Raw genomic sequence first — 25,916 nt, 5'->3', positions numbered from 1 at the left:
GGCCTAGGGCGGCGCCTCTCGCCCAAGCCAGCCCCTGCGATGACGGGATGCGTTGACCCGATGGATTGGTTCGACTTGCCTGACGACACCCACCGGCCGGCGGACGCCGATCAGAGCCGGATGCGGCTCTACATCGCCGCCGGCCTGCTCGGCATCGGCGCCCTCGGCATGGTCGGCGGCCTCCTGCACATCCTGCCGGCCTGAGGGCGGGACGCGTCAGGCCGCACGGTCCGCCCGCGGCTCCGGGACCGTCGCGCGCCGCCCGGCCGCCGTCTCGGCCCGGCCGAACCGCGCGTAGAGCGCCGGCAGCACCACCAGGGTCAGCAGGGTCGCGCTGATCAGGCCGCCGATCACCACGGTGGCCAGCGGCCGCTGCACCTCCGCCCCCGTCCCGGTGGCGAGCGCCATCGGCACGAAGCCCAGGGAGGCGACCAGCGCGGTCATCGCCACGGGCCGCAGCCGGGTGAGGGCGCCCTCGCGGATCGCCGCCCGCAGCGGCCGGCCCTCGGCGACGAGCTGCTTGATGAAGGTCAGCATCACCAGGCCGTTCAGCACCGCCACCCCCGAGAGGGCGATGAACCCGACCGCGGCCGGCACCGACAGCGGCATTCCGCGCAGCCACAGGGCCGCGATCCCGCCGGTGAGCGCCAGCGGCACGGCGCTGAACACCAGGAGCGCGTCCCGCGCGCCGCCAAGCGCCGAGGTGAGCAGCAGGAAGATCAGGAAGAAGCAGACCGGCACCACCACGGTGAGCCGCGCCTGAGCCGAGGCGAGGTTCTCGAACTGGCCGCCCCAGGTCACGTACGAGCCCGCCGGCAGGGTCACCTGTGCGGCGACCTTCCCTTGCGCCTCCGCCACCAGCGAGCCGATGTCGCGCCCGCGGACATTGGCGGTGACCACGACCCGGCGCCGGCCGTTCTCGCGGCTGATCTGGTTCGGCCCCTCGCTCACCGAGAACTGCGCCACCTGCCGCAGCAGCACGGAGGCGGCCTTGCCGTTCGGCCCCGGGGGCAGGGGGACCGGCAGGTTCTCCAGGGCCTCCCGGTCCTCGCGGACCTGATCGGTCAGGCGCACGACGATCGGCACGCGCCGGTCGCCCTCGAACACGACCCCGGCATCCCGCCCGCCCATGGCGGCGCCGATCACGTCCTGGATCGCCCCGGTGCTGAGACCCAGCCGCGCCGCCTCGGTCCGGTCGATCTTGATTTCGAAGACCGGCAGGCCGGTGATCTGCTCGACCTTCACGTCGTCGGCGCCCGGGATCCCGCGCAGGATCGCGGCGATCCGGTTGGCGGTCTCCAGCATCGGCTCGAAGGCCTCGCCGAACACCTTCACGGCGAGGTCGCCCCGGGTCCCGGCGAGCAGCTCGTTGAAGCGCAGCTGGATCGGCTGGGAGAACTCGTAGACGTTGCCGGCGAGCGCGCTTAAGGACGCCTCGATCCGCTCCTGCAGTTCGGCCTTCGACAGGCTCGGGTCGGGCCAGTCCGCCTGCGGCTTGAGCATCACGAACGTGTCGGAGGAATTCGGCGGCATCGGGTCGGTGGCGACCTCGGCGGTGCCGGTCTTCGAGAACACGGTGGCGACCTGCGGGAATTGCGCGATGGCCCGCTCGACCTTGAGCTGCATCGCCTGCGACTGGGTCAGCGAGGTGGACGGGATCCGGGTGGCGTTCAGCGCGATGCTCTTCTCGTCGAGGAGCGGGATGAACTCGGTCCCGAGCCTTGCAGCGAGCAGGCCGGCCCCCGCGAGGAGGAGCAGCGCCGCCCCGACGAACGGGGCGGGCGCGCGGATCGCGGCGCCGAGGATCGGCCGGTAGAGGGCCTTCAGGCCGCGGAGGAGGGGGCTCTCGGTCTCGGTGATCCGGCCGGTCAGCGCGATGGCGATCAGGGCCGGCACGAAGGTCAGCGACAGCACGAAGGCCGCCGCCAGCGCGAGGATGACGGTCAGGGCCATCGGCTGGAACATCTTGCCCTCGACGCCCGTGAAGGTCAGGAGCGGGACGTAGACCAGGATGATGATCGCCTGCCCGTAGAGGGACGGCTTGATCATCTCCTCGGCCGAGTCCCGGACCGTCTCCAGGCGCTCCTCCAGCGTGAGGGGCCGCCCGATTGCGTGCTGCCGCTCGGCGAGGTGGCGCAGCGCGTTCTCGGTGATGATCACCGCCCCGTCGACGATGAGCCCGAAATCCAGCGCCCCGAGGCTCATCAGATTCGCCGAGATCTTCCCCTCGACCATGCCGGTCACGGTCATCAGCATGGCGACCGGGATGACCAGCGCGGCGATCAGCGCCGCCCGGATGTTGCCGAGGAGCAGGAACAGAACGACGACCACGAGGGCCGCACCCTCCGCGAGGTTCCTGCCGACCGTGCGGATCGTGGCCTCGACGAGCTGCGTCCGGTCGAGGACCGTCTGGACCACGATGCCGGGGGGCAGGGCGCGCCGGATCTGCGCCATGCGGGCCTCGACGGCGGCCGCCACCGTGCGGCTGTTCTCGCCGATCCGCATCAGGGCGGTGCCGATGACGGTCTCACGACCGTTCTCGCTGGCCGAGCCGGTGCGCAGGTCGCGCCCGATCCGCACCGTGGCGACGTCGCGGATCCGCACCGGGACGCCGCCGCGGCTCGCCACGACCACGTCGGCGATCGCCTCCGGGCCCTCCAGGCGGCCGGCGGCGCGGACCACGTAGCTCTCGCCGTTATCTTCGAGGTAGCGGGCGCCCTGGTTGGCGTTGTTGGCCTGGAGCGCCCGGGCGACGTCCGCGAAGGAGAGGTCGAGGGCGGTCAGCGTCGTCGGGTCGGGCTGGACATGGTACTGCTTCTCGAAGCCGCCGATCCCGTCGACGCCGGCCACGCCCGGGACGGACTTGATCTGCGGCCGGATGATCCAGTCCTGGACCGTGCGCAGGTAGGCGACCTGCTCCAGCTCGGTCCTGAGCGCCTGTCCCTCCGGGGTCCGGTAGCTCCCGTCCGGCTGCCAGCCCGGCCGGCCCGCCGGCACGGTCGCGCGCTCAGGCAGCGGCGCGTACTGGACCGACCACATGGTGATCTCGCCGAGACCCGTGGAGATCGGGCCCATCCGCGGCTCGACCCCGGAGGGCAGGTCCTCCCGCACCTGGGCGATGCGCTCGGCGACCTGCTGGCGGGCGAAGTAGATGTCGAGGGATTCGGCGAAGACCGCGGTGATCTGCGAGAAGCCGTTGCGCGAGAGCGAGCGGGTGTATTCGAGGCCCTTGATGCCGGCGAGCGCGGTCTCCACCGGGTAGGTGACCTGCCGCTCGACGTCGGCCGGCGACAGGGACGGGGCCAGGGTGTTGATCTGCACCTGGTTGTTGGTGATGTCGGGCACCGCGTCGATGGGCAGCTTCGTGAGCGCGACGGCGCCGAAGCCCGAGGCCAGCAGCACGAGGAGCAGCACCAGCCAGCGCTGGCGGACCGAGACGGCGAGGATGCGGCTGATCATGGCGCGATCCTCAATGGTCGTGGTCGGCGTCGGCCTTGCCGAGCTCGGCCTTCAGCAGGAAGGAATTGCCGACCGCGATCTCGGCTCCGGGCTCGAGCCCCGCGGTGACCTCGTAGGCCTCGTCGTCGGAGCGGCCGAGGGTGACCGGCCGCTTCTCGAACCCGTCCGGACTGCGCACGAAGACGACGCTCCGGCCCGCGATCGTCTGGACGGCCGCCTTGGGGATCCGGACCGGGACCTTGTCCTGCGCGATCTCGACCTCGGCGGTGACGAAGGTGCCGGGCCGCCACGCGAGGTCGGGATTCGGGAGGGCGACGATCACCCGGGCCGAGCGCGTGTCGGCATTGAGGAACGGGCTGACGAAGATCACCCGCCCTTCCGCGCGGCGCTCCGTCTCGCCCGTCCGTCCGGGCGTGACCGTGACCCGGGCGCCCTCCCGCACCTGGGCGAGATCGAGGGTCGGCACCGACAGCTCGATCCAGACCGTAGAGAGGTCCGCCACCGTGTAGAGGTCCGCCGGATCCCCCTCCTTGCCGACCGCCGTGCCGACATCGACCCGCCGCTCGACGATGCGGCCGGCGAAGGGCGCCCGCAGGGGATAGCGGCGCAGGCTCGACTGGTTCGGCGTCGCCTCGTCGCGCCTCTGGGCGGCCGCCACCTCGGCGGCGTCGAGGCCGAGCGCCGACAGCTTCTGACGGGCGAGGTCGACCCGGAGCTGGTTCTCCAGATAGGTGGCCCGGGCGGTCTCGAAGGCCGCCTCCGAGGCGGTGCGCGAGGCGAGCAGCTTCTGCTGGCGCTCGAAGTTGATCTTCTGCAGCTCGGCCTGGACCAGGGCGGTGAGGTACTCGCTCTTGGCGTCGGCGACCTCGCGGCTGTCGAGGATGGCGACGATCTCGTTCGCCTGCACGGCATCGCCGAGGCGCTTGCGCATCTCGGCCACGGTGCCGACCACCCGGGCCGGGACGCGGGCGATCCGGTCGGTGTCGGGGGTGATGGTGCCGGGCACGAGGAGATGACGCGCCAGCGTGCCGCCCGCCACCGTTCGGGTGACGATGTCCTGGGCGGCGACTTGGTCGGGCCGCATCCGGATCGCATCTTCCTCCGCGTGGACCTCCCCCGGCTCGTGCCCGTGCGCGTCATGGGCCTGGCCGGCGACCGCCGGCCGGTCCTGCGGATCGGAATGGTCCGGATCGCGGCCCTCGCCGGCGGCCGGGGGGCGCACCAGGCCGGCGGCGGCCAGTGCCTGGCGCAGGCTGTCGGGCAGGGGGGACAGGGCAGCGCCGACGGCGATGCCGGCGGCCAGGAAGGCCGCGGACGGGAGAATGCGCATGGGGGTGCCGTGGGACTTGCTCGGCCGGGACGGCCGGGCGCCACGCGACGTCCCGGAGGGTCCCGTTCAGGTGTCGCGGAGGGATGGGCCCGGGGCCGAGGCCGGCCTTCGGGCGGGACGCGCGCCGGTCGGCGGCGTCAGCTCACGCGCGCGGAGGCCGGGGCAGCCGGTCGGGCACGAAGGAGGGGAGCGCCCGCGCGAGCTCCCCAGGGAGTGGCCGGCCCGGAACCGTCGGGGGGGCGACGTCGGCCGCGTCCAGGCGGGCGGCCTGATGGCAGCCGCAATGGAGGTGCTCGCCGAGGCCGGGATCGACATTCGACGACGCCGTCGGCATGTCGAGAACCGGGCCCTCGCTCCGGCTGTGATGACCGCCCGCGTGGAAGGCCAGATCCGCCGCGAGACCGATGCCCGGCGCGGCGAGGGACAGGGCCAGGACGAGCGCCAGCATGCGGGGGGCGATCGCCCACACACCCTGCGCCCGTGCGGCGCGCCTGCCCCGAACCTGGAAGGTCATCGCGTCCTTATGGGCGATCCGAGGCAGGGCGCACAAGGGTCGACATACCGGGGTCGACATACACGGGTCGACGTGCCCCGGCGTTCAGGCGGCCAGTTTGAGAACCCAGTCGTAGAAATCCGTCCAGGTCTCCGCCCGAGCCGGATCGCCGGACGCCTCGGCCGCGTCGGCCTGGTGGGCGCGGAGGTCACGGGGGGCGCAGCCGAACGCGGCCTTGAAGGCCTGGGCGAAATGCGCGGGGCTCTCGAACCGCCAGCGATACGCGACCTCCGAGATCCGGGCGGAGCGTCCGTCGGCGGCGAGGTCCCGGTACGCGCGGGCGAGCCGGCGCTGCCGGATATAGCCTGACACGCCTCCGAGGGGCACGAACAGGCGGTACAGGGCGCTGCGCGACAGGCCGAACTGCCGGCCGAGGGTCTCGGCGCTCAGGTCGGCGGAGGCCAGTTCGGCCTCGATGAAGCGCCGGATGGCGAGAAGGAGCGGCGTCCCCACCGAGGCCTGGGCGAGGCGGTCCTCCTCCGGCAAGCCGAAGGCCGCCGCGCCGAGCAGCGCGGCCGTCGCCTGCGCGGCCGCGGCAGCCTCCCGCTCTGAGAATCCGGTGGCGTGCGCGCTCAGGGCGCGCAGATGGTCGTTGACCATCCGGCCGAACGGGGTCGCCCCCCGGATCACCGCCCCGTGGAGGCCGTCGAGCGCAGCCTGGTGCGCGCCGAACAGCGCCCGCGGCAGCACCACGGTGATGGCTTGGTAATCCGTGGACTCGGCCGACAGGGGGCGCGACAGGTCGAGCAGGCAGATATCGCCCGGCGCGCAGTCGCGCTCGCGGCCGCCGATCGCGATCCTGGACTGACCGGTGAGGCGCACATGCGCCAGGATGTGGTCGACGCCCATGCGGGCCACGAGGGCGGGCTCGCGCTCGAACCGGAGGCCCGAGGCGCTGGCCCGGCACAGGATCGCCGTGCCGAGGTGCCGGACCCGCGACTGGCCGTGGAACGCGGCGACGTCCTCCTTCCGGATCGCGAAGTCCCAGAACGGCGCCACGGCATCGCGCCACGCGGCAGCCTGATGGATGCCGGGGCGCTCACCCGTGAGCTGCAGGACAGAATTCGACCGCATCGCCGGCGTTACGTGGTCCTGCCCTTGAGTTCTCACCCACGGGCTACTCTTACGACGAGTCCGGATCCACAGAAAAGGGCCTGTAACCCGCCGAGGGGTTGCCCACGCCTCCACGGGACGGTCTGCCATCCGGACATCGCCGGCTCGGCCCCCAACGGAAGACCTGACGAGGATGACCGGCCTCATCCCCGGCCGCAGACCGGAGGTCCGGCCCGAAAACAGAACGTCCCGCGTGCCGGGTGGCCGCGGGACGGGAAGTTGCACGGTTGTGAGGACCGGTGAATTCGGTCCTGAAGGTTAACGTTGCGTTACTTCCCGCTCGGCGCCGCGCCGCTGCCGGTGGCGCCGTTGCCACTGCTGCCGCTGCCGGCGGGGGCGCCCGATGTCGAGGTGTTGCCGTTGGGCGTGCTCTGCGCGGCCGCCAAGGAGGCGCTTCCGGCCACGAGCGCGAGGGCGAGCAGAGCGGATTGGACGGTTCGGCTGGTCATGGCTCTCCTGAATCCCGATCGGGGTCTCGACGTGCTGGCCCGTGCCGGCATGGTCGGGATAACGGCCGCCCGCTTGAGCGTGTTCCATTTCAAGTTGAAATCTGAAAGGGGCTGCCTGGCGGGACGCGCGCACCTTCGGTGTCGTCCGTGGCGCGGCCGGATCTGTTCGCCCCGTTCCTTTCCACCGGGAACATCGCCGCGGCCCCCAAGCTTGTCCGAGCATCGAGCACGGGAGCGTGGCGTGCGGATGTTTCGGATCATGCAGGCGGCGACAGGCGCCATCCTCTGGATCGGCTCGGCGCTGGATCCCCTGAGGGCCCTGGACGCGATGGCGCGGACAGCCGGCTACCGCGACCGGAACGGCATCCCCGCCCACCTGTATGCCGGCGGCCTCCATGTCGAGGAGGTGGAGGCCTGAGCCGCCGCCCGACGGAAGCCGGAGACGCATCATGACCAAGCTGTTCATCGCGCAGATGCGCGACCCGGGCGGGGACAAGCCCCTCGTGACCGTCAGGGCCGAGGCCGAGGGCGAGGCGCGCCTGTTCCTGAACGCCGCCTACCCGGATGCGGAGATCGCCAGCATCAGCGAGCCCAGCGACTGGACGAGTGACGCCGATACCGGAACCCGGGCCGGCGACATCCGCGAGCATCCCGGCGTGATCTGGCAGCCGCCGTCGAGCCTGGCCGGTTGAGGCCGGGCCGGCCCGGTAAGCCGGGAGGCCGCTCGCGGATGGACGTCCCGGAGGCCGATGACGACAAATGTCGCGATCCGATTCACGGGTCATCAGCGCGGATCGCCGAGGCTGCGGCATGACTTCCGGTGATCCGACACCGCGCCTGTTCGCGGCCGGGGCCGCCCTGACCGGCACCGGCATCCTGATGTGCCGCTCGGAGCCGTCCTGGGACGGGATCCTGGTCGGCCTGCTCTGCCTCGGGCTCTGGGCCCTCGGGACGCTCGCGGCGCGGCCGGCACGCCTGTCGAGACGCGCGCGACCGAAGCGGCCGATGATCCTGGAGGCGGTCGTCGTCGAGACACCTCGGGCCGCGCCACTCCTGCTGCCGGCTCCCCGGATGCCGGCCGGTGTCCCGACCGCCGCCTCGCGGCTGCCCGAGGTGCTGACCCACCGGCAGCGGGTCGTCGAGCGGCACATCCGTCACCGCCGGTAAGGCCGGCCGGCACCATCCAGATCGAGCGCGACGCGCTCGTCCGGCGGGGCGAGCATCCGGAACCGCTTGCGGATCGGTGATCGCCCGCCGCGCAGGCCGGTGTGGGGCGGTCGCGAGATTCTGCCGCAGCACCGATCCGGTGCGTCCGGAGTTGGCCGAGAGCCAACCCAGGAGACAGCATGGCGGACAAGGCTGACGTGACGACCTACACGGTGAAGCAGGCGCTGGCCGCCAAGGTCGACGACCACATCGAGATCGCGGTCGAGACGCAGGACGGCACCACGTTGAAGCTCAAGGCGACCGCCGACCAGCTGGATGCCCTGGTGGGCGATCTGGAGACGATCTTGGACGCCGAGGATGCCGAGGGCGAGGCCGCCTGAGCGGCCTGTCCCGAAGCGGAAGCGGGCCGGGCGCGCGAGCGTCCGGCTTCGGCAACAGCGCGGCGCCCGATCGCAGACCGATCGGGCGCCGTTGCCTTTGGGGCGTCCGGCTGAAAGCCGGGGGGCGAACGGTCCGGTTCAAAACCAAACCGGCCCCCGTGCGGTTGTGCCCTTGAGCGCGGGCCATCCGCGCGCGCGTACCGGAGTCCCCATGGCCACCGAGCCGAGTGCCGCCCCGCGCCAGCCCGCGCAGGTGCCGCCGCCCCTCGTTCCGGGCCTGCGCGGCCTCCTGACCCTCGCGGTCGGCGTGGTCCTGATCGCCGCCCTCTACCTCGGACGCGAGGTGTTCATCCCCCTCGTTCTGGCCGTCCTGCTCAGCTTCGTCCTGGCGCCGGTGGTCAACCTGCTGCGCCGGTTGCACTTCGGGCGCGTCCCCTCGGTCATCGTCGCCGTGCTGCTCGCCCTCGGGGTCATCGGCGGCATCGGGACGGTCATCGGCACCCAGGTGGCAGGGCTCGCCGGCAACCTGCCGCAGTATCAGACCACCGTGCAGAGGAAGGTGGCGGGCCTGCAGCAGGGCTGGCTCGGCGAGGCCAACCGGCTGCTGCAGAAGTTCAACCACCAGGTTCACGATGCCACCCAGAAGGCCGACGCCGCCGGCACGACAGCCGAGACGGGACCGGCCGGGGATACGCCCAAGGCGCAGCTCGTGCGCGTCGAGCAGCCCGAGCCCTCGCCACTGGCACTGGCCCAGAAGGTGCTCGGGCCCATCGTCTCGCCGCTGACCGACGTCGGCATCGTGCTGGTGGTGGTGGTGTTCCTGCTCATGCAGCGCGAGGACCTGCGCAACCGCATGATCCGCCTGTTCGGGTCGAGCGACCTGCATCGCACGACAGTGGCCATGGACGACGCGGCCGGCCGCCTCGGCACCTACTTCCTGGCCCAGCTCGGCATGAACGCCGCCTTCGGGGTGCTGATCGGCATCAGCCTCTGGTTCATCGGCGTGCCCAACCCGATCCTGTGGGGCGTGTTCTCGGCGATCATGCGCTTCGTCCCCTATATCGGCGCCTTCGCCTCCGGCCTGCTTCCCGTAGCCCTCGCCGCCGCCGTCGACCCGGGCTGGTCGATGGTGATCGCGACCGCAGCGCTGTTCCTGATCGCCGAGCCGATCTTCGGGCAGGTGATCGAGCCGCTGCTCTACGGCCATTCCACCGGCCTCTCGCCCTTCGCGGTGATCGTCTCGACCCTGTTCTGGGGCTTCCTGTGGGGCCCGATCGGCCTGATCCTGGCCACCCCGTTCACCGTCTGCCTCGTGGTGCTCGGCCGCCACGTCGACAGCCTGGAATTCCTCGACGTCCTGCTCGGTGACCGGCCGCCGCTGACGCCGGTCGAGAACTTCTACCAGCGCATGCTGGCGAGCGACCCGGACGAGGCGCGCGACCTCGGCGAGGCCATGCTGAAGGAGCGCTCCCTGTCCTCGTACTACGACGAGGTGGCCCTCAAGGGGCTGCAGCTCGCCGCGAACGATTTCGCGCGCGGGGTCGTGACGCCGGCGCAGCTGGAGAACATCCGCAACTCGGCCCGGGCGCTGGTCGAGGATTTCGAGGACCACCCCGATGCCGAGCCGGCCGGGGACGACGCGACGGTCAACCCGAGCGCGACCCCGACCTTGGCCGAGCGGACCCACACCCGGACCGAGGCGGTGCCCGGCCAGGCGCCGCCGCGCGAGGCCCTCCCGGAGGCGTGGCGTGGGGAGGCGCCCATCCTGTGCGTGGCGGGGCGCGGCCCCCTCGACGAGGCCTCCTCGGCGATGCTGGCCCAGTTGCTGCGCAAGCACGGGCTCGGGGCCCGGGTCATCGGCTACGAGGCCGTCTCGCGCGACCGCATCCGCGACCTGGACCTCGCGGGCGTGGCGATGGTGTGCATCTCCTATCTCGACATCAGCGGCAGCCCCGCGCATCTGCGCTACCTGCTGGAGCGCCTGAAGCGGCGTGCTCCGCAGCTGCCCGTGCTGGTGGGCCTCTGGCCTGTGGGCGAGAAGGTGCTCACCGATGCCGCGCTCGGCCGGGCGATCGGGGCCGACGTCTACGTGTCCTCGCTGCGCGACGGGGTCGAGGCCTGCCTGCGGACCGCGCAGGCCTCCTCGGGCAGGGGCGCAGAGGCCGCCTGAGGGCCCTGTCGTGTCGGCGTGCCGCGCCCAGGCCGGGCCTGTCGGAGCTGGGCTGCGCCGCTAAGCCCGGCCGGACCCCATCCGGGGCGTCGATACTTCTGCTATGGATCGCTGTCGGAGCTTCGCGTTGAGGAGGCGTTGGGTGTCGCGTTGCGTCGTCGCCATCCGGGATGGTGAAGGGTCGGCTGAACCGGATCCGGTTCGGCGCGCGTGCTGGCGCGCCCCGTGCGCGGCGCCGCGCCGCGGCCCGATCGTCGCCTGGGCGCCATGACCGGCCCGGACGCCGCCACGGACCCGGGCTCGGCTCCGCCGCCGGCGCGCTACCGGCTGCAATGTGTCGTGCACCGGGAGAGCGCGAGCGGCATCATCATCCACGACGAGCCGATTTTCGGGCTCTCCGAAGACGCTGCGGTTGCGGACGCGAAGGCGCGGTTTGCGCATCTGCTCGCCGGCCGCTCGGGCTCGGCGGCCCTGCGGGATGCGGCCGGACGGGTCGTCTGGTCCACGCAGCAGAAGGCTTCGGCCGGGGTGCCCAAACCCCTGTAACGGCCTGTCCGGTCGCGCGGTGCCGCCGGCAGCCCTCAGCGATTCGGTTCCAGGTCGATCACCGGGCCGCCGACATCGAAGAACTCGTCCTCGAAGGACAAGCTTTCTCCAAGTTCATCGTCCTCTCTCCGCCGCAAAGGCACGATCGAGGACAGTACTCCGAGGCAGAGCGCTCCGGCAATGAAGGCAATCAGGATGGCGATGCTCATGACGGAACACCCGGACGCAGCGTGCAGCTGCAGCAAGCACCGACAAGATTAAGACTCGGTTCCCGGTCGACGCAATCGAAATCGGCGCCGCCGGTGACCGCAGGCCGGATCCGGCCCCGAACGGCAGGGTCCGGCCCTCGCCCGGCGGCCGTCAGCCCAACGGCCGGTGCAGCCCCGAGCGGGACCGGAGTCCCTGCACGCGGGCCGTGATTCGCGCCCGGCTCAACCCTGCGCGGGGACCTTATCCTTCTGGTGATCGACCTCGTCGCGGATGCCGTGGCCGGCCATCAGGATCTCGGCCATGAACGCGCCGATCGCCGCCACCGTGCAGACCAGCGCCGCCCCGAAGCACGCGAACAGGATCGACGCCGTGGCGGCGTCGCGCAGCGCCCCGACGAACAGGGTCAGCACCGCCATGCCGATCAGGCCGCCCCCCAGCGAGGCCAGCACGACGGCGAGGTCGAGGACGAAGGAGCGCCGCCGCAGGAAGGTCAGGCGGCGGCCCAGGCGTGCGGCCTCGGCGCTCGTCGCCTTGGCGGCCTCCGCCGAGAGCGCGTCGACCTTGTCGGAGATCCGGCCGAGCCGGGTCGAGAACACGTTCAGCAGGGTCGCGAGCGCCGAGAGCAGGAACGCGGGCGCGAGCGCCACCTGGATGATATGCGCGATGCTGTCGGGCTCGGTGGAGCTGAGGGAGAATCCGAACATCGACGCTACGCCCGCGGCCGCGTCATGCCCGGGCAGATCGCGGGGCCGATCCCGGGGATGGGCCGGAAAGCGGCAGGGACTCGCGAATGGACCATGCCGGGAGGGTCACCACGGGAGGCCCTCCGCGTGCAACCCGACGACGAGCAGCGCCAGGGCCGTGAGGAACGCGACCGTGAGGTAGGGAGCCGGGGTGTCGGTCACCGGAGCCTCCACACCCGCGGATTGGTGGCGACCACCGCCAGGACATAGAAGGCCACGCCGAGCGGCGTCCCGTAGGCCACGACGGCAACGCCGATCCCGATCCAAGCCGACAGAAGGGCCAGCATCGACAGCAGCGCGAGCGGGTTCATGCGCGTCTCCCCGAGGTTTCAACCGCTGGCCCGGATCGTCATCGCGCGGGCGCCCGTGCCTGCGCGACGAACGCCGTCGGCACATAGCGCCGGATGCAGGCGAGGGAAGCCGCGAGCGCGGGCCGGCTGAGGAACGGCCCGAACACGACCGGCGCATCGCCCGGCGGCGCCGCGAAGGCGTCGCCCGCATCGAAGCGGGCCGAGAGCCCGCAGCCCCGGCCCGCTTGCGCGATCGCCGCGCCCGCGGGCGTGGGGTCTTCCGGCCCGATGAAGCGCGTCAGCAGCGTGCTGCGGATCGAGCCGGCATAGATCCACCAGCCGACCGTCTCCTCCTCGACCGCCCCGGCCGGCCTCGACAGCCCGGACAGCGCGGCGGCGACGAGCCCGCACGCCGCGAGCTGCCGCGCGATCCGCCCGTTTACCCTCGGCATCCGTCGCTTCTCCACAGGTCGCCTGTCCCGTCCCCGCACAAGTCCTGCCGACGGCAGAGCGTGTGTGGCCTGCGGTTCCGACCCGCAACCCGGCGGGTTCGAGCCAGGTTACGATGATCAGAACGGTGATGCCAAGAACTGGTCCGCGCCGGGACAGTTTCCGAGCGCAGGGACTTCGCCGCGCGCCTGGATCAGGACTGTGCGGCGACCGCACCGGCCCGCAGGACAACGTCCCGGATGCGGACCGAACCCGGACGGCGATTGCCAGGCTGCCGGCCGTTCACGCCGGCACGGCAACCGGCCGCGTCGTAAATTAATGTTAACCGCGTTCCGCACCCCGGAGCAGGCTTGCGGGCCGATCGCCGGTAGGATCTAAGAAATGATGAAGCTTCCTGGTTGGTCCTGGGAACATTCACGAGCGAACTCAAGCCCCGTCCGCCACCGTGCGGCGGGGCTTTTTGTTTCCGGAAACATTCGGATACGCTCTCGCATCGCTGCTTGAGCCGCCGAAAAGCGGGATGTGCTCTAACGCACCAGGCCGCCTCGGCCCGAAAGCCTGGATTCCAGGCTGTTGCAGCGCTGCACTATCGCGTCCTCGCATCCTGTCGTTCTTGTCGCCGGGTCAACATCCCGCCCAACGGGAGACAGAGGACCAGATGATCAAGACGCTTCTTCTCGCGAGCGCCGCCACGGCTCTCCTGGCCGGCGCCGCCTCGGCCGCCGACCTGCCGCGCCGCGCTGCTCCGCCGCCGGTGTTCACCCCCGTCCCGGTCTTCACCTGGACCGGCTTCTACGCGGGTTTCAACGCCGGCTACGCCTTCGACGCCAGCAGCAACAACACCAACAGCTTCGCCGTGCCGGGTGGCCCGGGTGGCTTCACGGGCGGCGGACCGGGCACGACGGCCTTCTTCAGCCAGCGGAACCAGGAAGGTTTCACCGGCGGTGGCCAGATCGGCTACAATGTCCAGTTCACCCCGGGCTCGGGCGTGGTCGTCGGCATCGAGGCCGACGCGCAGTACCTCGACTTCGGCCGCAACCGGAACAACGGCTTCGCTGCCGGCCTGTCGCCCGCCTACTACGTGACCGACCCGCGCGGCCTGTCGAGCCTCGACTTCTTCGGCACCGTGCGTGGCCGTATCGGCTACGCCTTCGACCGCGTGCTGGTGTACGGCACCGGCGGCTTCGCCTACGGCTCGGGCAGCGCTGACCGCTCGTTCGGCGGCTTCGCCGGCAACGACAGCTTCCGCACCGGCTACGCGGTCGGCGGCGGCATCGAGTACGCCCTCCCGACCGACTCGTTCCTGAACTTCTTCCGCTCGTCCGCCGTGACGCTGAAGGTCGAAGGCCTGTACGTGAACCTCGACCGCAACACCCGCAACCAGGGTGCGCTCGTGATCAACGCCGCCTCGAACGCCCCGGCCTATTACAGCCCGGTCGGCCGCCGCGACGACGAGTTCGCCGTCGTCCGCGCCGGCCTGAACTACAAGTTCGGCTCGTACTAAGGGCGCTTCGCGAACGCTCCCTTCGCGCCGAACGGCGCGGAGGGGGCCTCCCGGTGATCGGGACCTTGCGTGGCCTCCGGCCTGCCGCACCCCGCTCGACCTTGAGCATCCCCAGCCCGATCAGACTGGCCGCTTGAGCCGAGGAGCGTTCCGGGAGTCACTCCCGGGACGTTTTGCTGTCTGGAGAGCCTCTGGCCGGGTTCAGGCGTGGACGGCGTGCTCGAGCTGCGCCTTCGACATCCGCGACCGGCCCGGCACGTTCTGCGCGCGGGCCTTGCGCATCAGCTCCGCCTTCGTCGTGGTGTCCTTGTCGCCCTTGCCGGTCTTGCGCGCCGCGGCGGACTTCTCGGCGGCCGCCTTCGGCTGCTTCGAGAACTGCTTGCCCTTGCGCGTGTCGGCCCGCTTCTTGGCCGTGCTGGCGGCGTATTCCGTGTCGGTCAGGCTCTCACGGGCCTTCTTGGGCAGATAGCGCTCGCCGGTCTTGCCGCTCGCCTTGCCCGACTTCGTGCCCCACTCCTCGTCGGTCCACTGCTTGAGGTGGTTGTCGTCCGCCTTCTTGCCGGCGTAGCCGCCCCCTTCCTTCTTGTATTCGGCCGTCGCCATCTGCGCCTTGCGCGCCGACCACTGGCCAGGCTTGCCGCCCTTGTTCGACTTCGTGACCTGCGTCTTGACCTTGTCCCACAGCTTGGGATCGGTCCTCTTGGCAGTTCCTGACATCGCCGCGCCTCGCGAATTAAGATTTGGCGGACAACACGGGACCTGCTGCTCCGTTCCTGCGGTCCGGTGACCCGGCACGAAGCCGGGCCCCGGGGCGGGGGCGATCCCGGTCACGGCGGCCGAAGGACGCGCATCCTGTTCCCGGCCCATCCGCTCCTGGCGCCTTGCTCGCGGCCCTGCAGAACGTCCCGGATACGTCGGCGGTCTTGCCGGGTTGGCCACGAGGGACAGGCGCGCCGGACGTCGACCTCACGGACTTCGAAAAGGATGCAGCATGGCCGACGCGCCGAACGACACGCAGGCCCAGCGGATGCCCCACGGCAAGCCTGAGAGCGAAGGGCTGGCGAACGCGCCCCTCGACACCGCGACCGGCACGGTCAAGCCGCAGGACGGTCCGATGGAACGGGCCGGTACCGAGAAGGAAGAAGCGCGCCGGGGTGGAACGAGCCTCGGGGCGGAGCGGGACCGGCCGAGCGGCAGCCGGGGCTGAGCGCGGACGGCGCGTCCGGGTCCGGACCCGGACGCGCGATCATGGAGAGAGGAAGACGCATGCGGATTCGGCACAAGCCCCTGCGCGAGCAGGTGATCGTCATCACCGGCGCCTCCAGCGGGATCGGCCTTGCCACGGCCCGCGCGGCCGCGCGCCGGGGCGCCCGCGTCGTCCTGGCGGCGCGCAACGCCGCCGCCCTCGACGACATCGTTCACGACATCCGGGAGCAGGGCGGCGAGGCATGCGCCGTCGTGACCGACGTGTCGCGCCGGGAGGATATCGAGGCCCTGGCCGCCGAAGCCGTGAGCGCCTATGGCGGCTTCGACACCTGGGTCAACAATGCCAGTCTCTCGATCTTCGGCCGCCTCGAGGAGGTCTCGGACGCGGACCATCGCCGGCTGTTCGACGTCAATTTCTGGGGGATCGTCTACGGCTCGACCGTGGCGCTGCAGCACCTGAGGCGATCGGGCGGCGCGCTGGTGAACCTGGGCTCGGTGGCCTCCGATCTCGCCTTCCCGATCCAGGGCATGTACTCCGCCTCCAAGCACGCGATCAAAGGCTTCACGGACGCGCTCCGGATGGAGCTGCAGGAGGAGGGCGCTCCGGTCTCGGTGACGCTCATCAAGCCGGCCTCGATCGACACGCCGTTTCCGGAGCACGCCCGGAACTACATGACGCGGGCCCCGAAGCTGCCGCCGCCGGTCTACGATCCGGCGGATGTCGCGGAGGCGATCCTGTACGCCGCGGAGCACGGTCCGCGGGATGTCTATATCGGCGGCGGCGGCAAGCTGATGAGTTCGCTGCGCAAGCGCGTTCCCGCGGTGACCGACTGGATGGGCGCCGCCGTGGTGTCCAAGACCCAGAAGGCCGGGGTGGCTGGGCGGGACCGGAACGGAGCCCTCTACGCGGCCGGCCGCGACGGCGCCGTCCGGGGAGGCTCGCCCCACCACGTCATGCGCAGCGTCTACACGCGGGCCTCGATCAACCCGGTCCTCACCGGGATCCTGCTCGCGGGCGCCACGGCGGCCGCGGCCTCGCTGCTGGGCCGCCCGGGCCGGTCCTAGGCGCCCGCGACGCGAGGCCGTCCCGGCCGGCAGGGAAGCCGATCTTTCAGCGCGGGATCGCGCGCATCCGAGCGCGCGATCCCGCTTCTGTCGGGAGAGTTCATGGCCCGATCAGAGCGGCGGCGCGACGCCGTCTCCCGAGGAACGGGCGGCGGGGGCCCGCGCCGGCCGGAAGCACCTCGGCGAGGACGGCCGGCCGCAGACGCGCCCCACCCCCGAGGCGCAGGAGGCTGACCGCACCGCGATGACGGTGGCCGGGAAGCCGGAGCCGATCCCGCGCGCCACCGAGGACGGCCTGGACGAGGCCTAAGCTCTTCACGGGCGCGTTCGCCGGCGACGGCCCGGGAATAAAGCCGGCGGCCTGTCGGTTCTTGATCCCGTGACTCAGGGCTGCAGGGTGGCGCCCCATGGCTTCGCTGGATCTCGACGGAGGCCCCCCGGCCCGCTGCGCCGCCGGGTGGACCCTATGACCACCCTGGCGCGCGCGCGCTTCAGCCAGCTCGTCCTGCCGCGCCTCGACGAGGGCTACCGCCTCGCGCGCTGGCTCACCGGCAACGCCACCGATGCCGAGGACGTGATGCAGGAGGCCTGCCTGCGCGCCTACCGGGCGATCGAGGGTTTCGCCGAGGGCAACGCCCGGGCGTGGTTCCTGACCATCGTCCGCAACACGGGCTATTCCTGGCTGCAGCGGCACCGGCCACGGGCCGTGATCTTCGCCGAGGACCTCGCGCCGGAGGCCCAGGCCGCGCTGGAGACCGGAGGCCTCCTGGCCCAGGCGCCGGAGACGCCCGAGGCGGCGCTCATCGCCCGCGACGATGCGGGGCATCTCGCCCGGGCGGTGGAGGCCCTGCCGGTCGCCTTCCGGGAGGCGCTGGTCCTGCGCGAGTATCACGGCCTCAGCTACCGGGAGATCGCCGCCGTGACGAACGTCCCGATCGGAACCGTGATGTCGCGCCTCGGCCGCGCGCGGCAGCACCTGCTGGCTCGGCTCGCGGAGGACGGGCGATGACCGACGACGACGAGACCCTCCTGCTCCTCAGCGCCTACGCGGATGGCGAGCTGTCGCCCGGCGAGGTCCTGGCCATGGAGCGCCGTCTCGCGGCCGAGCCCGGAGCACGGGTTACGGCGGAGCGTCTGCGCACCCTCTCGACGGCGCTGCGCGAGACCCTGGCCGGCCCCCCCGCCCCGGAGGCCCTGCGGGCGCGCGTGATCCAGGAGATCGGCTTCGCAGATCCGCCGCCCGAGCACGCATCGGAAGGCGCGTGGGGCGGCCGTTCGGGAGGAGGCTGGCGCGGGTCCTGGCGCGGGTCCTGGCGCGGATCCTGGCGCGGATCCTGGCAGGCGCTGGCCGCGACGCTCCTTCTCGGCCTCGTCGGCGGCGCCGCGCTCGGCAGCGGCGCCTATCGCGATCGCCCCGAGACACCGGCCACGATCGAGGCCGTGCTGGCCGGCCACCTGCGCGGCCTCGCGGCGCCGCAGCCCTTCGACATCGCCTCCTCCGACCGGCACGTGGTCAAGCCCTGGTTCAACGGCCGGACGACCATCGCCCCCGACGCGCCGGATCTCGCCGACCAGGGCTTTCCGCTGATCGGCGGCCGGGTCGACATCGTCACCCACACGCCCGTGCCGACCCTCGTCTATCGCCGGGACCGGCACGTGATCAGCGTCACGGTGGTCCCGGCCGCCGACAGCCCGCCGGCCGGCGAGGAGCGGCGGGACGGGTCCACGATCGAGCGCTGGAGCCTCGGCGATCTGACCTACTGGGCGGTTTCGGACCTGAACGCGCGCGACCTGCGCGGCTTCGTCGACCTGTACCGGTCCCGGACCGGGCGACCGGGATAGGACGTCCCGGGAATACAATCATCGTCCCACGGTTTATCACTCTATCGCCCCATCGATTTGATGAGGATCCGCGCGTGATCGCCGAACTTGGACCGAATAGGGCAATAGCCGGAGACGTATCCGGATCCGAGCCCGGACCCGTGCGGGCCTGGTGGCTCATTGCCGGCGGGAGCGACCGCACCGCCTTCGACCCGGTGCTCGTCGAGACGGCGCTTCACCTGCTGATCGAGCATTTCGAGCAGGGGCTGGCGGTCACCGACCGGTGCGGACGCGTGCAGTTCCTGAATCGCGCCGCCCGCGCCTATCTCGGCCGGGGCCTCCTGCGCCTCGAGCGAGGCTGCCTGCGCGGGACCAAGCCCGCGGATTCCGCGGCCCTGCGCAGGATCATCGCGGATGGCGTCGCCGGGCATTGCGGCTCGGTGCGCCTCGAAGGCGACGGCGCTCCGCTGCTGGTCGCTGCCTGCGCGATCCCTCCGCCCGCCGGCGCAGTGCCTGAGGGCGCCGTGCTCCTGCGTCTCGTCGATCCCGCGGCGGCGCGCCTGCCGACCGCCGCAATGCTGCAGGACCAGTTCGGCTTCACCCCCGCCGAGGCGGCTCTGGCGGTGGACATCCTGGCCGGACACGACCTCGCGGCGAGCGCGGCGCACCGCCGGATCACCCGGAACACGGCGCGCGTGCATCTGCGCCACCTCTTCGAGAAGACCGGCGCCCGCCGGCAGGCGGAGCTGATGCGCCTGCTCCTGCTCTGCCCGCAGCCGATCGCCGCCGCACAATCTGGCGGCACCGAAATATCCGCTTTCGGGCCGTTCAGTAGTTCAAATGGAGGATGCAAATACAGATCAATACAGCGAAGTTGACTCGGCCGATCGTGGATAGACCACAGATCTTTCGGCTCAACGGAGGCTGAATAATGATCTTCTCGCTCCTGAGCTCTATCCAGAAGCGTCGCACGGCGGCGCGGAATTTCCGTGTCCTCTCGGCTCTCGACGACGAGATGCTCCACGATATCGGTCTGGACCGGCGGACGCTCCACGCCTTCTGCGAGAACGGCTGCACGCACACGCCCGTCCCGCCGAGCCGGCCGGACGCGCCCTGGGCGGCCGTGATGCCCGGCCCGCTGGGGGCCGCCTTCCGCTGAACGCCCGATCCGTCCCCCCGGGGCCGCTCAGATCTCGACGCAGATCTTGCCGAAGTGGCGGTTGCTCTCCTGGTGGCGGAACGCCGCGACGAGCTCGTCGAGCGGATAGCGACTGTCGACCACCGGCCGCAGCCCGCAGGCCTCGATCCCACGGACCATCTCGATCTGGTGGCGGCGGCTTCCGACCAGCACGCCCTGCAGGCGGATCTGCTTCAGAAGCGCCGGGACCAGCGGTAGCTCGCCCGCCACGCCCGTCAGGATGCCGATCACCGAGATGTGGCCGGCGACCCGGACGGCGGCCATGGACTGTTCCAGCGTCGCCGGCCCGCCGACGTCGAGGACGTGATCGACGCCGCGCCCGTCCGTCAGGCGCCGGGCGGACTCGCCCCAGGCCGGGTCGGCGCGGTAGTTGATGACGTGGTCGGCGCCGAGCGCGCGCAGGCGCTCCAGCTTGGCGTCGCTGGAGGAGGTGGCGATCACCGTGGCGCCGGCCGCCTTGGCGAATTGCAGGCCGAACAGCGATACGCCGCCGGTGCCCTGCACCAGCACGACGTCGCCGCTCTTCAGGCCGGCATCGGCGTGCAGCGCCCGCCACGCGGTCAGGCCGGCGGTGGTCAGCGTCGCCGCCTCGGCGTGATCCCAGCCCCGGGGGGCGCGGGTGAAGGCGGTGGCCGGTGCGGTCACCCGCTCGCGGGCGTAGCCGTCGACCCCGTCGCCCGGAACGGTGGCGAAGCCCTCGACCAGCGGCGTGCCCTCGAGCCAGGTCGGGAAGAAGGTGCTGACCACCCGATCGCCCACGGTGAATTCGGTCACGCCCGGCCCCACGGCCTCGACCGCGCCGGCCCCGTCGGACATCGGGATGCGCGGCTCGCTCGGGCCCCACATCCCGCTGACCACGGCGTAGTCGTGGTAGTTGAGGGAGCTCGCCCGCAGGCGGACGGTGATCGCGCCGGGCCCCGGCTCCGCTACCGGCCGCTCCCCGAAGGTCACGCGTTCGAAGCCGCCGCCCGGCTGGACGATGACGGCCCGGGCTGTCGATCCGGTCATGACGCACCTGTCGCTCCGCGGCCTCCGCCGCCGGGAGGCGGACCCTGGCAGGCGGCGCGGCCGACGTCGAGGGGCCGGGCGGCCTCGGTCAGCCCGAGCCCGTAGCCCGCGGCGGACGTTCCGGCCCGGATGGGCGCGCATGCGCCGCGCGCCCTTGCCGCTGCGCTGCGGCACCGGCAAGGTCATAGGTCAGATTCCGTCCGTCGAAGGAGGACAGACCGTGTTGACCGAGCGCGTCGTTCTGACCGAAAGCATAGCGCCGACAGCGTCCAAGGTCTTCACGCAGGCCGGGATCGGCGACATCCGGCAATGGCCTCGGGCCGTCGGCCCCGGGGATGCCGGTGATCTTGCCGGCGCCACCGTCCTGGGCATCCGCTCGCGCACGAAAGTCACCGCCGCGCTGCTCGACGCGCTGCCCGACCTGACCGCCGTCGGGTGCTTCAGCGTCGGGACCAACCAAGTCGACCTCGAGACGGCGCGCGCCCGCGGCCTGCCGGTCTTCAACGCGCCGTTCTCGAACACGCGCAGCGTCGCCGAACTCACGATCGGCGAGATCGTGATGCTGCTCCGGCGCATCCTGCCACGCTCGGAATCCGCCCATGCCGGCGGCTGGGACAAGTCGGCCACCGGTGCCTTCGAGGTGCGCGGCAAGACCCTCGGGATCGTCGGCTACGGGAATATCGGCGCGCAGCTCTCGAACCTCGCCGAGGCGATGGGCATGCGCGTGATCTTCTACGACCTGACCGACAAGCTCCGTCACGGCAACACCGAGCCGGCCGAGAGCTTCGAGGCGCTGCTCGCCGCCAGCGACGTCGTCAGCCTGCACGTCCCGGAGACGCCGCTGACCCACGGGCTCATGAGCGCGGACCGGATCCGCGCGATGAAGCCCGGGGCTTACCTGATCAACAACAGCCGCGGCACCGTCGTGGACCTGGACGCGCTGGCCTCGGCCCTGCGCGACGGGCATCTCGCCGGGGCCGCGATCGACGTCTTCCCGGTGGAGCCCACCTCCAACGCGGAGCGCTTCGTGTCGCCCCTGCAGGGCCTCGCGAACGTCATCCTCACCCCGCATGTCGGCGGTTCGACGGAGGAAGCCCAGGACCGCATCGGCGCGGAGGTGGCCCGCAAGCTGGTCGACTACGTCCAGACCGGATCGACGCTGGGCGCGGTGAACTTCCCGCAGGTGCAGCTGCCGCCGCGCCTGTCCGGCGCGCGCTTCCTGCACGTGCACCGGAACGTGCCCGGCGTGCTCGGGCAGATCAACGCGATCTTCTCGGGCCGCGCGCTCAACATCGACGCGCAGTACCTCCAGACGGACGGCGAGTTCGGCTACGTCGTGGTCGATGCCTCGGTGCGGCCGGACGAGGCGGAGGCGGTGCACCGCGCGCTGCGGGCCATCGACGGCACGGTCCGGACGGGGCATCTCCGGCCGGCGGGGTGAAGAGCCCGGATTCGAAAGGTCCGGGACCTGCTGCGGGTGCAGGACGAAGCCCTGCCGAGACACAGCATCAGGGCTCCGCCCCGATACCCCGCCCAAGGGCATGCCCTTGGGGATCCCGCAACAGGGCGCCGGCTCAATGCCGCGGCAGGGTGTGCAGCGCCCTTAGGAAGGCGTCGACATCCGCGCGGGTGTTGTAGAAGGCGAGCGAGGCCCGCACCGACTGGTCGACCCCGAACCGGCGCAGGGCCGGCAGGGCGCAGTGGTGGCCCGAGCGCACCGCGATGCCGTGCGCGTCGAGGTGGTGGGCCACCGCCTCGTTCTCCTGCCCCTCGATCACGAAGGACATCACGCTCGCCTTCTCCCGGGCGGTACCGATCAGGCGCAGGCCCTTCACGTCGGCAAGGCCGCCCTGCGCATACGCCAGGAGGTCGTGCTCGTAGGCGGCGATCGCCGGCAAGCCGAGGCCCGCGAGGTAGTCGAGCGCCGCTCCGAGACCGACCGCCCCGGCGATGTCGGGCGTGCCCGCCTCGAACTTCTCGGGCGCGCCCTTGTAGACGGTCTTCGCGAAGGTGACGTCCTCGATCATGTGGCCGCCGCCCTGCCAGGGCGGCATCGCCTCGAGCAGGTGGGTCTTGCCGTAGAGCGCGCCGATGCCCGTCGGCCCGAACACCTTGTGGCCGGAGAAGACCAGGAAGTCGGCGTCGAGGGCTTGGACGTCCAGCGGCATGTGCGGCGAGGATTGCGCCGCGTCGACCAGCACCGGCACTCCGTAGGCGTGGGCGAGCTGGATGATCTCCCGCACCGGGTTCACGGTGCCGAGCGCGTTGGCCACCTGCGTCACCGAGACGATCTTCGTGCGGCCCGACAGCAGCGCCGCGTACTGCTCGAAGATGATCTCGCCCCGGTCGTTGACCGGGATCACCCGGAGCGTCGCCCCGGTCTGCTGCGCCAGCAGCTGCCAGGGCACGATGTTGGCGTGGTGCTCGATGGTCGAGACGATGATCTCGTCGCCCGGGCCGATATGGGCCCGGCCGTAGGAATTGGCGACGAGGTTGATCGCCTCCGTGGTGCCGCGCAGGAAGACGATGTCGTCCTTCGACGGGGCGTTGAGGAAGCGGCGCACCGCCTCGCGGCCGCCCTCGAACAGGTCGGTGGAGCGTGCCGCCAGGGTGTGGGCGGCCCGGTGGATGTTCGAGTTGTGCCGCCCGTAGAATTCCGCGGTCGCGTCGATCACGGCTTGCGGCTTGTGGGTGGTGGCGGCGTTGTCGAGCCAGACCAGCGGGTGGCCGTTGACGCTCTGGTGCAGGGCCGGGAAATCCCGGCGGACATGCTCCACGTCGAAGGGCGCCGCCACCGGGCTCGACCCGTGCGACGTCACCCGCGGCGCCGGGCCCGGGTCGCGGGCCGGTTCGACCCGCGGGCTCGCCGGCACCCTGCGGGCCGGCCCGGGGCCGAGGTTCAGGAAGTAGTAGTCGGAGGGCGGCGCCTCGGGCGCCCGGGACAGCCGGCCGGTCCGGGCGGAGCGCTCCTGCGCCGCATCGCGCCCGGCCTGCGACGGGTCGGCCGGCACGAGCTGCGGGGCGAGGGCGTGCGCGAAGGCGTTGGCGCGCGGGTGGTCCGCGGCGATCTGCCGGTGCAGCTCCGGACCGCCGGGGAGGGCGGCCGCCAGCGCCGGGGCGCCGGCGAAGGCGAAGTCCGGCAGCACGGGGCGCGGGCTCGCCGGGTGGACCGGCGGGATCGCCGCCGGGATCACAGCCCTTTCCGCGAAGGCCGGGCTCGCGGGTGCGAGATTCGGCAGGGTCGGCCCGGAGAGGCCCGGCAGGCCGACCGTCGGCGCCCCGAAGGAGCGCGCCGCCAGCGCCGACGCGTCGGGCTGCAGGCCGGCGGGCTGGCCGCCGGCAGGCGCCGAGGGCACGCCCAGGGACGCGCTCGGCAGCGGCGCGCCGCCCGGGCCTTGGGGCAGGCTCTCGAGAGCCTGCCGGACCTGGGGGCTGGCGGGGATCGACGGGGCGAAGGGCTGGCTCGCGGTCTGCCCCTGCCCGACGATCTCCCGGGCGAGGCGCCCGACGAGATCCGCGTGGAGACGGTCGGACGGCGCCAGATCGCCCGGGCTCGCCCCGGGCAGCCCGAGGGCGAAGGCCTCAGGCGTAGTCATGGTAATTGCCCAGCAGCACGTTATCGAGGCGGGCGATCGCGTCCTCGACCAGCACGGCGGCCGAGAAGTAGCGGGTCACGAGGTGCGAGGCGATCGAGTGGTCGTTGGTGCCCATGTAGCGCACCGACAGGCCGGGCTCGATCTCGCCGGTCACGCCGGACTTCTGCAGGCCGACCACGCCCTGCTCGCCCTCGCCGACCCGCAGCAGCAGGATCGAGGTGGTCTCGGCCCCGGTCACCGGGTCGATGTCGATCGGCAGCTTGTCGCTCGGCACCAGCGGCACGCCGCGCCAGGTGATGAACGGCGCGCCGAACAGGTGGACGACGACCGGCGGCACGCCGCGGCGGGTCGCCTCCCGGCCGAAGGCCGCGATGGCGCGGGGATGGGCCACGAAGAAGGCGGGCTTCTTCCAGACCAGCGTCAGCAGCTCGTCGAGGTCGTCCGGGGTGGGCGGGCCGCCGCGGGTGGGGATGCGCTGGCGCGGGCCGACCTCGTGGAGCAGGCCGAACTGCGAATTGTTCAGGAGCTCCCACTCCTCGCGCTCCTTCACGGCATCGACCGTGAGGCGGATCTGCTCGCGGAGCTGGTCGATCTCGTTGGAGTAGAGATCGGTGACCCGCGTGTGGGTGTTGAGGATCGTCTGGATGGTCGAGAGGTGGTACTCGCGCGGATCGACCTCGTAATCGACGAAGGTCGTGGGCAGGCGCGGCTCGCCGGCATGGACCGCCAGCAGCTCGATGCCCTGCTCGCCGTAGGAATTGGTGTGCCCTTTGAGGCGGTCGCGCTCCTCGCGGTACTGCGCGATCTTGGCGCGGATCTCCTCGCTCTGCACCGCCGCGGCGTCGAGGGTCAGGAGGGTCACGGCCGACAGGGCCTTCACGGCCGGGGCGGGGGCGCGCTCACCGGCGAGACCGGCATCGCCGAAATAATCGCCCTTCGTGGCCAGGCCCTGGCGCAGGCGGCCCTTGTAGGGGCCCGACAGGGTCAGCTCGACCGTGCCGTCGGCCACGACCGTGAGGCTGCGGCCCGCGGAACCCTCCTCGTGGATCACCGCGCCGGCCTGGTGCCGGCTCTCGGTGAACTTGGCCGCCAGCGCGGCGAGCTCGGAATCGCCGAGCCGGCTGAACAGCGGCACGGCGCGCAGCGAGGCGGGACGGATCACCCGGTTCTTACCATCTCCCTTGCCGTCGCCCTTGTCCTCGGCGGCGAGATCGATCCGGCCGGGCTTGGCCAGCACGACGGCGCGGCGGTTGACGCGGTAGACCCCGCCCGCCAGGTCCACGAAGGGCAGGAGCCGCAGCAGCCAGCGCGGCGTGTTGGCCGCGTTCTGGACCGAGGTGACGGTCGCCGTCGCAAGATTGCGTGCCGCCGTGGCGCTCACGCTCAGACCCGGTCCGCTCATCGTTCGTCCTCACTCCAGTCAGGGTTGCAGGCGCGCCGCATCGATCCGCTCGGCGGCTTTTCGCCCCGCAGCCTGTGCAGGGCGGTCGTAAAACGTCACGATCAAGAATTGATGACGAGAACGGCCCGTCGAAGCCGCATCGTCGATAGATGAGTCAGGTGTTTTCCGGCGTTCGGATCACATTTCTTCGCCGCTCATCCGGCCTCAATGCATCCCGTCTCCGTCAGAGCCTGGATAAAGTCTGATTCGGCCGGGG

Annotated in this window: 28 protein-coding genes; 15 read left to right on the top strand and 13 right to left on the bottom strand. The window is 71.8% G+C overall.

Translation table 11 applies throughout. From position 1 onward, the window contains the following. Positions 1 to 60 precede the first annotated feature (60 nt). A complete protein-coding gene (locus ABIE45_RS20200; protein WP_192709256.1) occupies positions 61 to 204 on the top strand; it encodes a hypothetical protein in 144 nt (47 codons plus the stop codon). Positions 205 to 216: 12 nt separating this feature from the next. Here the strand turns inward: ABIE45_RS20200 and ABIE45_RS20195 are convergent, their stop codons facing one another. The 5 genes from ABIE45_RS20195 to ABIE45_RS20175 all read right to left on the bottom strand — a co-directional run bounded on the left by ABIE45_RS20195 (position 217) and on the right by ABIE45_RS20175 (position 6,904). Beyond that, positions 217 to 3,459 carry a CusA/CzcA family heavy metal efflux RND transporter gene (locus ABIE45_RS20195; RefSeq protein ID WP_192709257.1) on the bottom strand — a complete coding sequence of 1,081 codons (3,243 nt, stop codon included), beginning with the start codon at positions 3,457 to 3,459 and terminating at the stop codon, positions 217 to 219. Between the two features lie 10 nt (positions 3,460 to 3,469). Next, positions 3,470 to 4,789 carry an efflux RND transporter periplasmic adaptor subunit gene (locus tag ABIE45_RS20190; protein WP_192709258.1) on the bottom strand — a complete coding sequence of 440 codons (1,320 nt, stop codon included), beginning with the start codon at positions 4,787 to 4,789 and terminating at the stop codon, positions 3,470 to 3,472. 142 nt (positions 4,790 to 4,931) lie between these two features. Then, the gene (locus ABIE45_RS20185; RefSeq protein ID WP_192709259.1) at positions 4,932 to 5,303 is read right to left on the bottom strand and encodes a hypothetical protein; all 372 of its coding nucleotides are present in this window, start codon (positions 5,301 to 5,303) and stop codon (positions 4,932 to 4,934) included. Positions 5,304 to 5,387: 84 nt separating this feature from the next. After that, a complete protein-coding gene (locus tag ABIE45_RS20180; RefSeq protein ID WP_192709260.1) occupies positions 5,388 to 6,416 on the bottom strand; it encodes a helix-turn-helix domain-containing protein in 1,029 nt (342 codons plus the stop codon). Positions 6,417 to 6,724: 308 nt separating this feature from the next. Beyond that, on the bottom strand, positions 6,725 to 6,904 hold the full coding sequence (locus ABIE45_RS20175) for a hypothetical protein (RefSeq protein ID WP_192709261.1): 180 nt from the start codon (positions 6,902 to 6,904) through the stop codon (positions 6,725 to 6,727). A 259-nt stretch (positions 6,905 to 7,163) separates the two neighbouring features. Between ABIE45_RS20175 and ABIE45_RS20170 the strand changes: the two genes are divergently transcribed. From ABIE45_RS20170 to ABIE45_RS20145, 6 genes are all read left to right on the top strand, one after another. Next, positions 7,164 to 7,322 carry a hypothetical protein gene (locus tag ABIE45_RS20170; RefSeq protein WP_192709326.1) on the top strand — a complete coding sequence of 53 codons (159 nt, stop codon included), beginning with the start codon at positions 7,164 to 7,166 and terminating at the stop codon, positions 7,320 to 7,322. Between the two features lie 31 nt (positions 7,323 to 7,353). Next, positions 7,354 to 7,596: a hypothetical protein gene (locus tag ABIE45_RS20165; protein WP_192709262.1), complete on the top strand. Its 243-nt coding sequence runs from the start codon at positions 7,354 to 7,356 to the stop codon at positions 7,594 to 7,596. A 118-nt stretch (positions 7,597 to 7,714) separates the two neighbouring features. Next, positions 7,715 to 8,071: an energy transducer TonB gene (locus tag ABIE45_RS20160; RefSeq protein ID WP_192709263.1), complete on the top strand. Its 357-nt coding sequence runs from the start codon at positions 7,715 to 7,717 to the stop codon at positions 8,069 to 8,071. A 179-nt stretch (positions 8,072 to 8,250) separates the two neighbouring features. Continuing rightward, positions 8,251 to 8,451, top strand: coding sequence for a hypothetical protein (locus ABIE45_RS20155; RefSeq protein ID WP_192709264.1), 201 nt, complete (start codon positions 8,251 to 8,253; stop codon positions 8,449 to 8,451). A 211-nt stretch (positions 8,452 to 8,662) separates the two neighbouring features. Then, positions 8,663 to 10,621: an AI-2E family transporter gene (locus tag ABIE45_RS20150; protein WP_192709265.1), complete on the top strand. Its 1,959-nt coding sequence runs from the start codon at positions 8,663 to 8,665 to the stop codon at positions 10,619 to 10,621. A gap of 210 nt (positions 10,622 to 10,831) precedes the next feature. Beyond that, complete coding sequence (locus ABIE45_RS20145) at positions 10,832 to 11,167, top strand: hypothetical protein (protein WP_373622502.1); 336 nt, start codon at positions 10,832 to 10,834, stop codon at positions 11,165 to 11,167. A gap of 35 nt (positions 11,168 to 11,202) precedes the next feature. On the opposite strand, the gene ABIE45_RS20140 is transcribed toward ABIE45_RS20145, so the two are convergent. The 4 genes from ABIE45_RS20140 to ABIE45_RS20125 all read right to left on the bottom strand — a co-directional run bounded on the left by ABIE45_RS20140 (position 11,203) and on the right by ABIE45_RS20125 (position 12,862). Continuing rightward, positions 11,203 to 11,376 carry a hypothetical protein gene (locus ABIE45_RS20140; RefSeq protein ID WP_192709266.1) on the bottom strand — a complete coding sequence of 58 codons (174 nt, stop codon included), beginning with the start codon at positions 11,374 to 11,376 and terminating at the stop codon, positions 11,203 to 11,205. Between the two features lie 222 nt (positions 11,377 to 11,598). Further along, on the bottom strand, positions 11,599 to 12,081 hold the full coding sequence (locus tag ABIE45_RS20135) for a DUF2721 domain-containing protein (protein WP_192709267.1): 483 nt from the start codon (positions 12,079 to 12,081) through the stop codon (positions 11,599 to 11,601). A 197-nt stretch (positions 12,082 to 12,278) separates the two neighbouring features. Beyond that, on the bottom strand, positions 12,279 to 12,431 hold the full coding sequence (locus tag ABIE45_RS20130) for a hypothetical protein (protein ID WP_192709268.1): 153 nt from the start codon (positions 12,429 to 12,431) through the stop codon (positions 12,279 to 12,281). A gap of 38 nt (positions 12,432 to 12,469) precedes the next feature. Further along, a complete protein-coding gene (locus ABIE45_RS20125; RefSeq protein ID WP_192709269.1) occupies positions 12,470 to 12,862 on the bottom strand; it encodes a hypothetical protein in 393 nt (130 codons plus the stop codon). Between the two features lie 656 nt (positions 12,863 to 13,518). Here ABIE45_RS20125 and ABIE45_RS20120 point away from each other — a divergent pair. Continuing rightward, the gene (locus ABIE45_RS20120; RefSeq protein WP_192709270.1) at positions 13,519 to 14,364 is read left to right on the top strand and encodes a porin family protein; all 846 of its coding nucleotides are present in this window, start codon (positions 13,519 to 13,521) and stop codon (positions 14,362 to 14,364) included. 201 nt (positions 14,365 to 14,565) lie between these two features. On the opposite strand, the gene ABIE45_RS20115 is transcribed toward ABIE45_RS20120, so the two are convergent. Continuing rightward, positions 14,566 to 15,081 carry a DUF5872 domain-containing protein gene (locus ABIE45_RS20115; protein WP_192709271.1) on the bottom strand — a complete coding sequence of 172 codons (516 nt, stop codon included), beginning with the start codon at positions 15,079 to 15,081 and terminating at the stop codon, positions 14,566 to 14,568. Positions 15,082 to 15,355: 274 nt separating this feature from the next. Here ABIE45_RS20115 and ABIE45_RS20110 point away from each other — a divergent pair, with 274 nt between their 5' ends. From ABIE45_RS20110 to ABIE45_RS20085, 6 genes are all read left to right on the top strand, one after another. Beyond that, positions 15,356 to 15,571, top strand: a complete 216-nt coding sequence (locus ABIE45_RS20110; protein ID WP_192709272.1) for a hypothetical protein — start codon at positions 15,356 to 15,358, stop codon at positions 15,569 to 15,571. 59 nt (positions 15,572 to 15,630) lie between these two features. Next, positions 15,631 to 16,635, top strand: a complete 1,005-nt coding sequence (locus ABIE45_RS20105) for an SDR family oxidoreductase (RefSeq protein WP_192709273.1) — start codon at positions 15,631 to 15,633, stop codon at positions 16,633 to 16,635. Between the two features lie 466 nt (positions 16,636 to 17,101). Next, on the top strand, positions 17,102 to 17,644 hold the full coding sequence (locus tag ABIE45_RS20100; RefSeq protein WP_192709274.1) for a sigma-70 family RNA polymerase sigma factor: 543 nt from the start codon (positions 17,102 to 17,104) through the stop codon (positions 17,642 to 17,644). Continuing rightward, positions 17,641 to 18,477, top strand: coding sequence for an anti-sigma factor (locus tag ABIE45_RS20095; RefSeq protein ID WP_192709275.1), 837 nt, complete (start codon positions 17,641 to 17,643; stop codon positions 18,475 to 18,477). Before ABIE45_RS20100 ends, ABIE45_RS20095 begins: the two co-directional genes overlap by 4 nt. 140 nt (positions 18,478 to 18,617) lie before the next feature. Continuing rightward, positions 18,618 to 19,334, top strand: coding sequence for a helix-turn-helix transcriptional regulator (locus tag ABIE45_RS20090; RefSeq protein WP_373622501.1), 717 nt, complete (start codon positions 18,618 to 18,620; stop codon positions 19,332 to 19,334). Between the two features lie 53 nt (positions 19,335 to 19,387). After that, positions 19,388 to 19,615 (top strand): DUF1127 domain-containing protein, encoded by a 228-nt coding sequence (locus ABIE45_RS20085; protein ID WP_192709276.1) that lies wholly within the window; start codon positions 19,388 to 19,390, stop codon positions 19,613 to 19,615. Between the two features lie 27 nt (positions 19,616 to 19,642). Here ABIE45_RS20085 and ABIE45_RS20080 read toward each other — a convergent pair whose 3' ends face one another. Next, on the bottom strand, positions 19,643 to 20,662 hold the full coding sequence (locus ABIE45_RS20080; RefSeq protein ID WP_192709277.1) for an NAD(P)-dependent alcohol dehydrogenase: 1,020 nt from the start codon (positions 20,660 to 20,662) through the stop codon (positions 19,643 to 19,645). A 220-nt stretch (positions 20,663 to 20,882) separates the two neighbouring features. On the opposite strand from ABIE45_RS20080, the gene serA reads away from it, so the two are divergent. Beyond that, complete coding sequence (gene serA, locus ABIE45_RS20075; RefSeq protein ID WP_192709278.1) at positions 20,883 to 22,103, top strand: phosphoglycerate dehydrogenase; 1,221 nt, start codon at positions 20,883 to 20,885, stop codon at positions 22,101 to 22,103. 133 nt (positions 22,104 to 22,236) lie between these two features. Here the strand turns inward: serA and ABIE45_RS20070 are convergent, their stop codons facing one another. After that, a complete protein-coding gene (locus ABIE45_RS20070) occupies positions 22,237 to 24,258 on the bottom strand; it encodes a family 2A encapsulin nanocompartment cargo protein cysteine desulfurase (protein ID WP_192709279.1) in 2,022 nt (673 codons plus the stop codon). Further along, positions 24,245 to 25,660 carry a family 2B encapsulin nanocompartment shell protein gene (locus ABIE45_RS20065; RefSeq protein WP_192709280.1) on the bottom strand — a complete coding sequence of 472 codons (1,416 nt, stop codon included), beginning with the start codon at positions 25,658 to 25,660 and terminating at the stop codon, positions 24,245 to 24,247. The genes ABIE45_RS20070 and ABIE45_RS20065 overlap by 14 nt, the downstream gene beginning before the upstream one ends. Positions 25,661 to 25,916 lie beyond the last annotated feature (256 nt).

This window comes from Methylobacterium sp. OAE515 (assembly GCF_041806315.1).
Lineage (GTDB): Bacteria > Pseudomonadota > Alphaproteobacteria > Rhizobiales > Beijerinckiaceae > Methylobacterium > Methylobacterium tardum.
The sequence above is the reverse complement of the archived record's forward strand: the minus strand, read 5'-3'. Positions and strand labels throughout refer to the sequence as shown.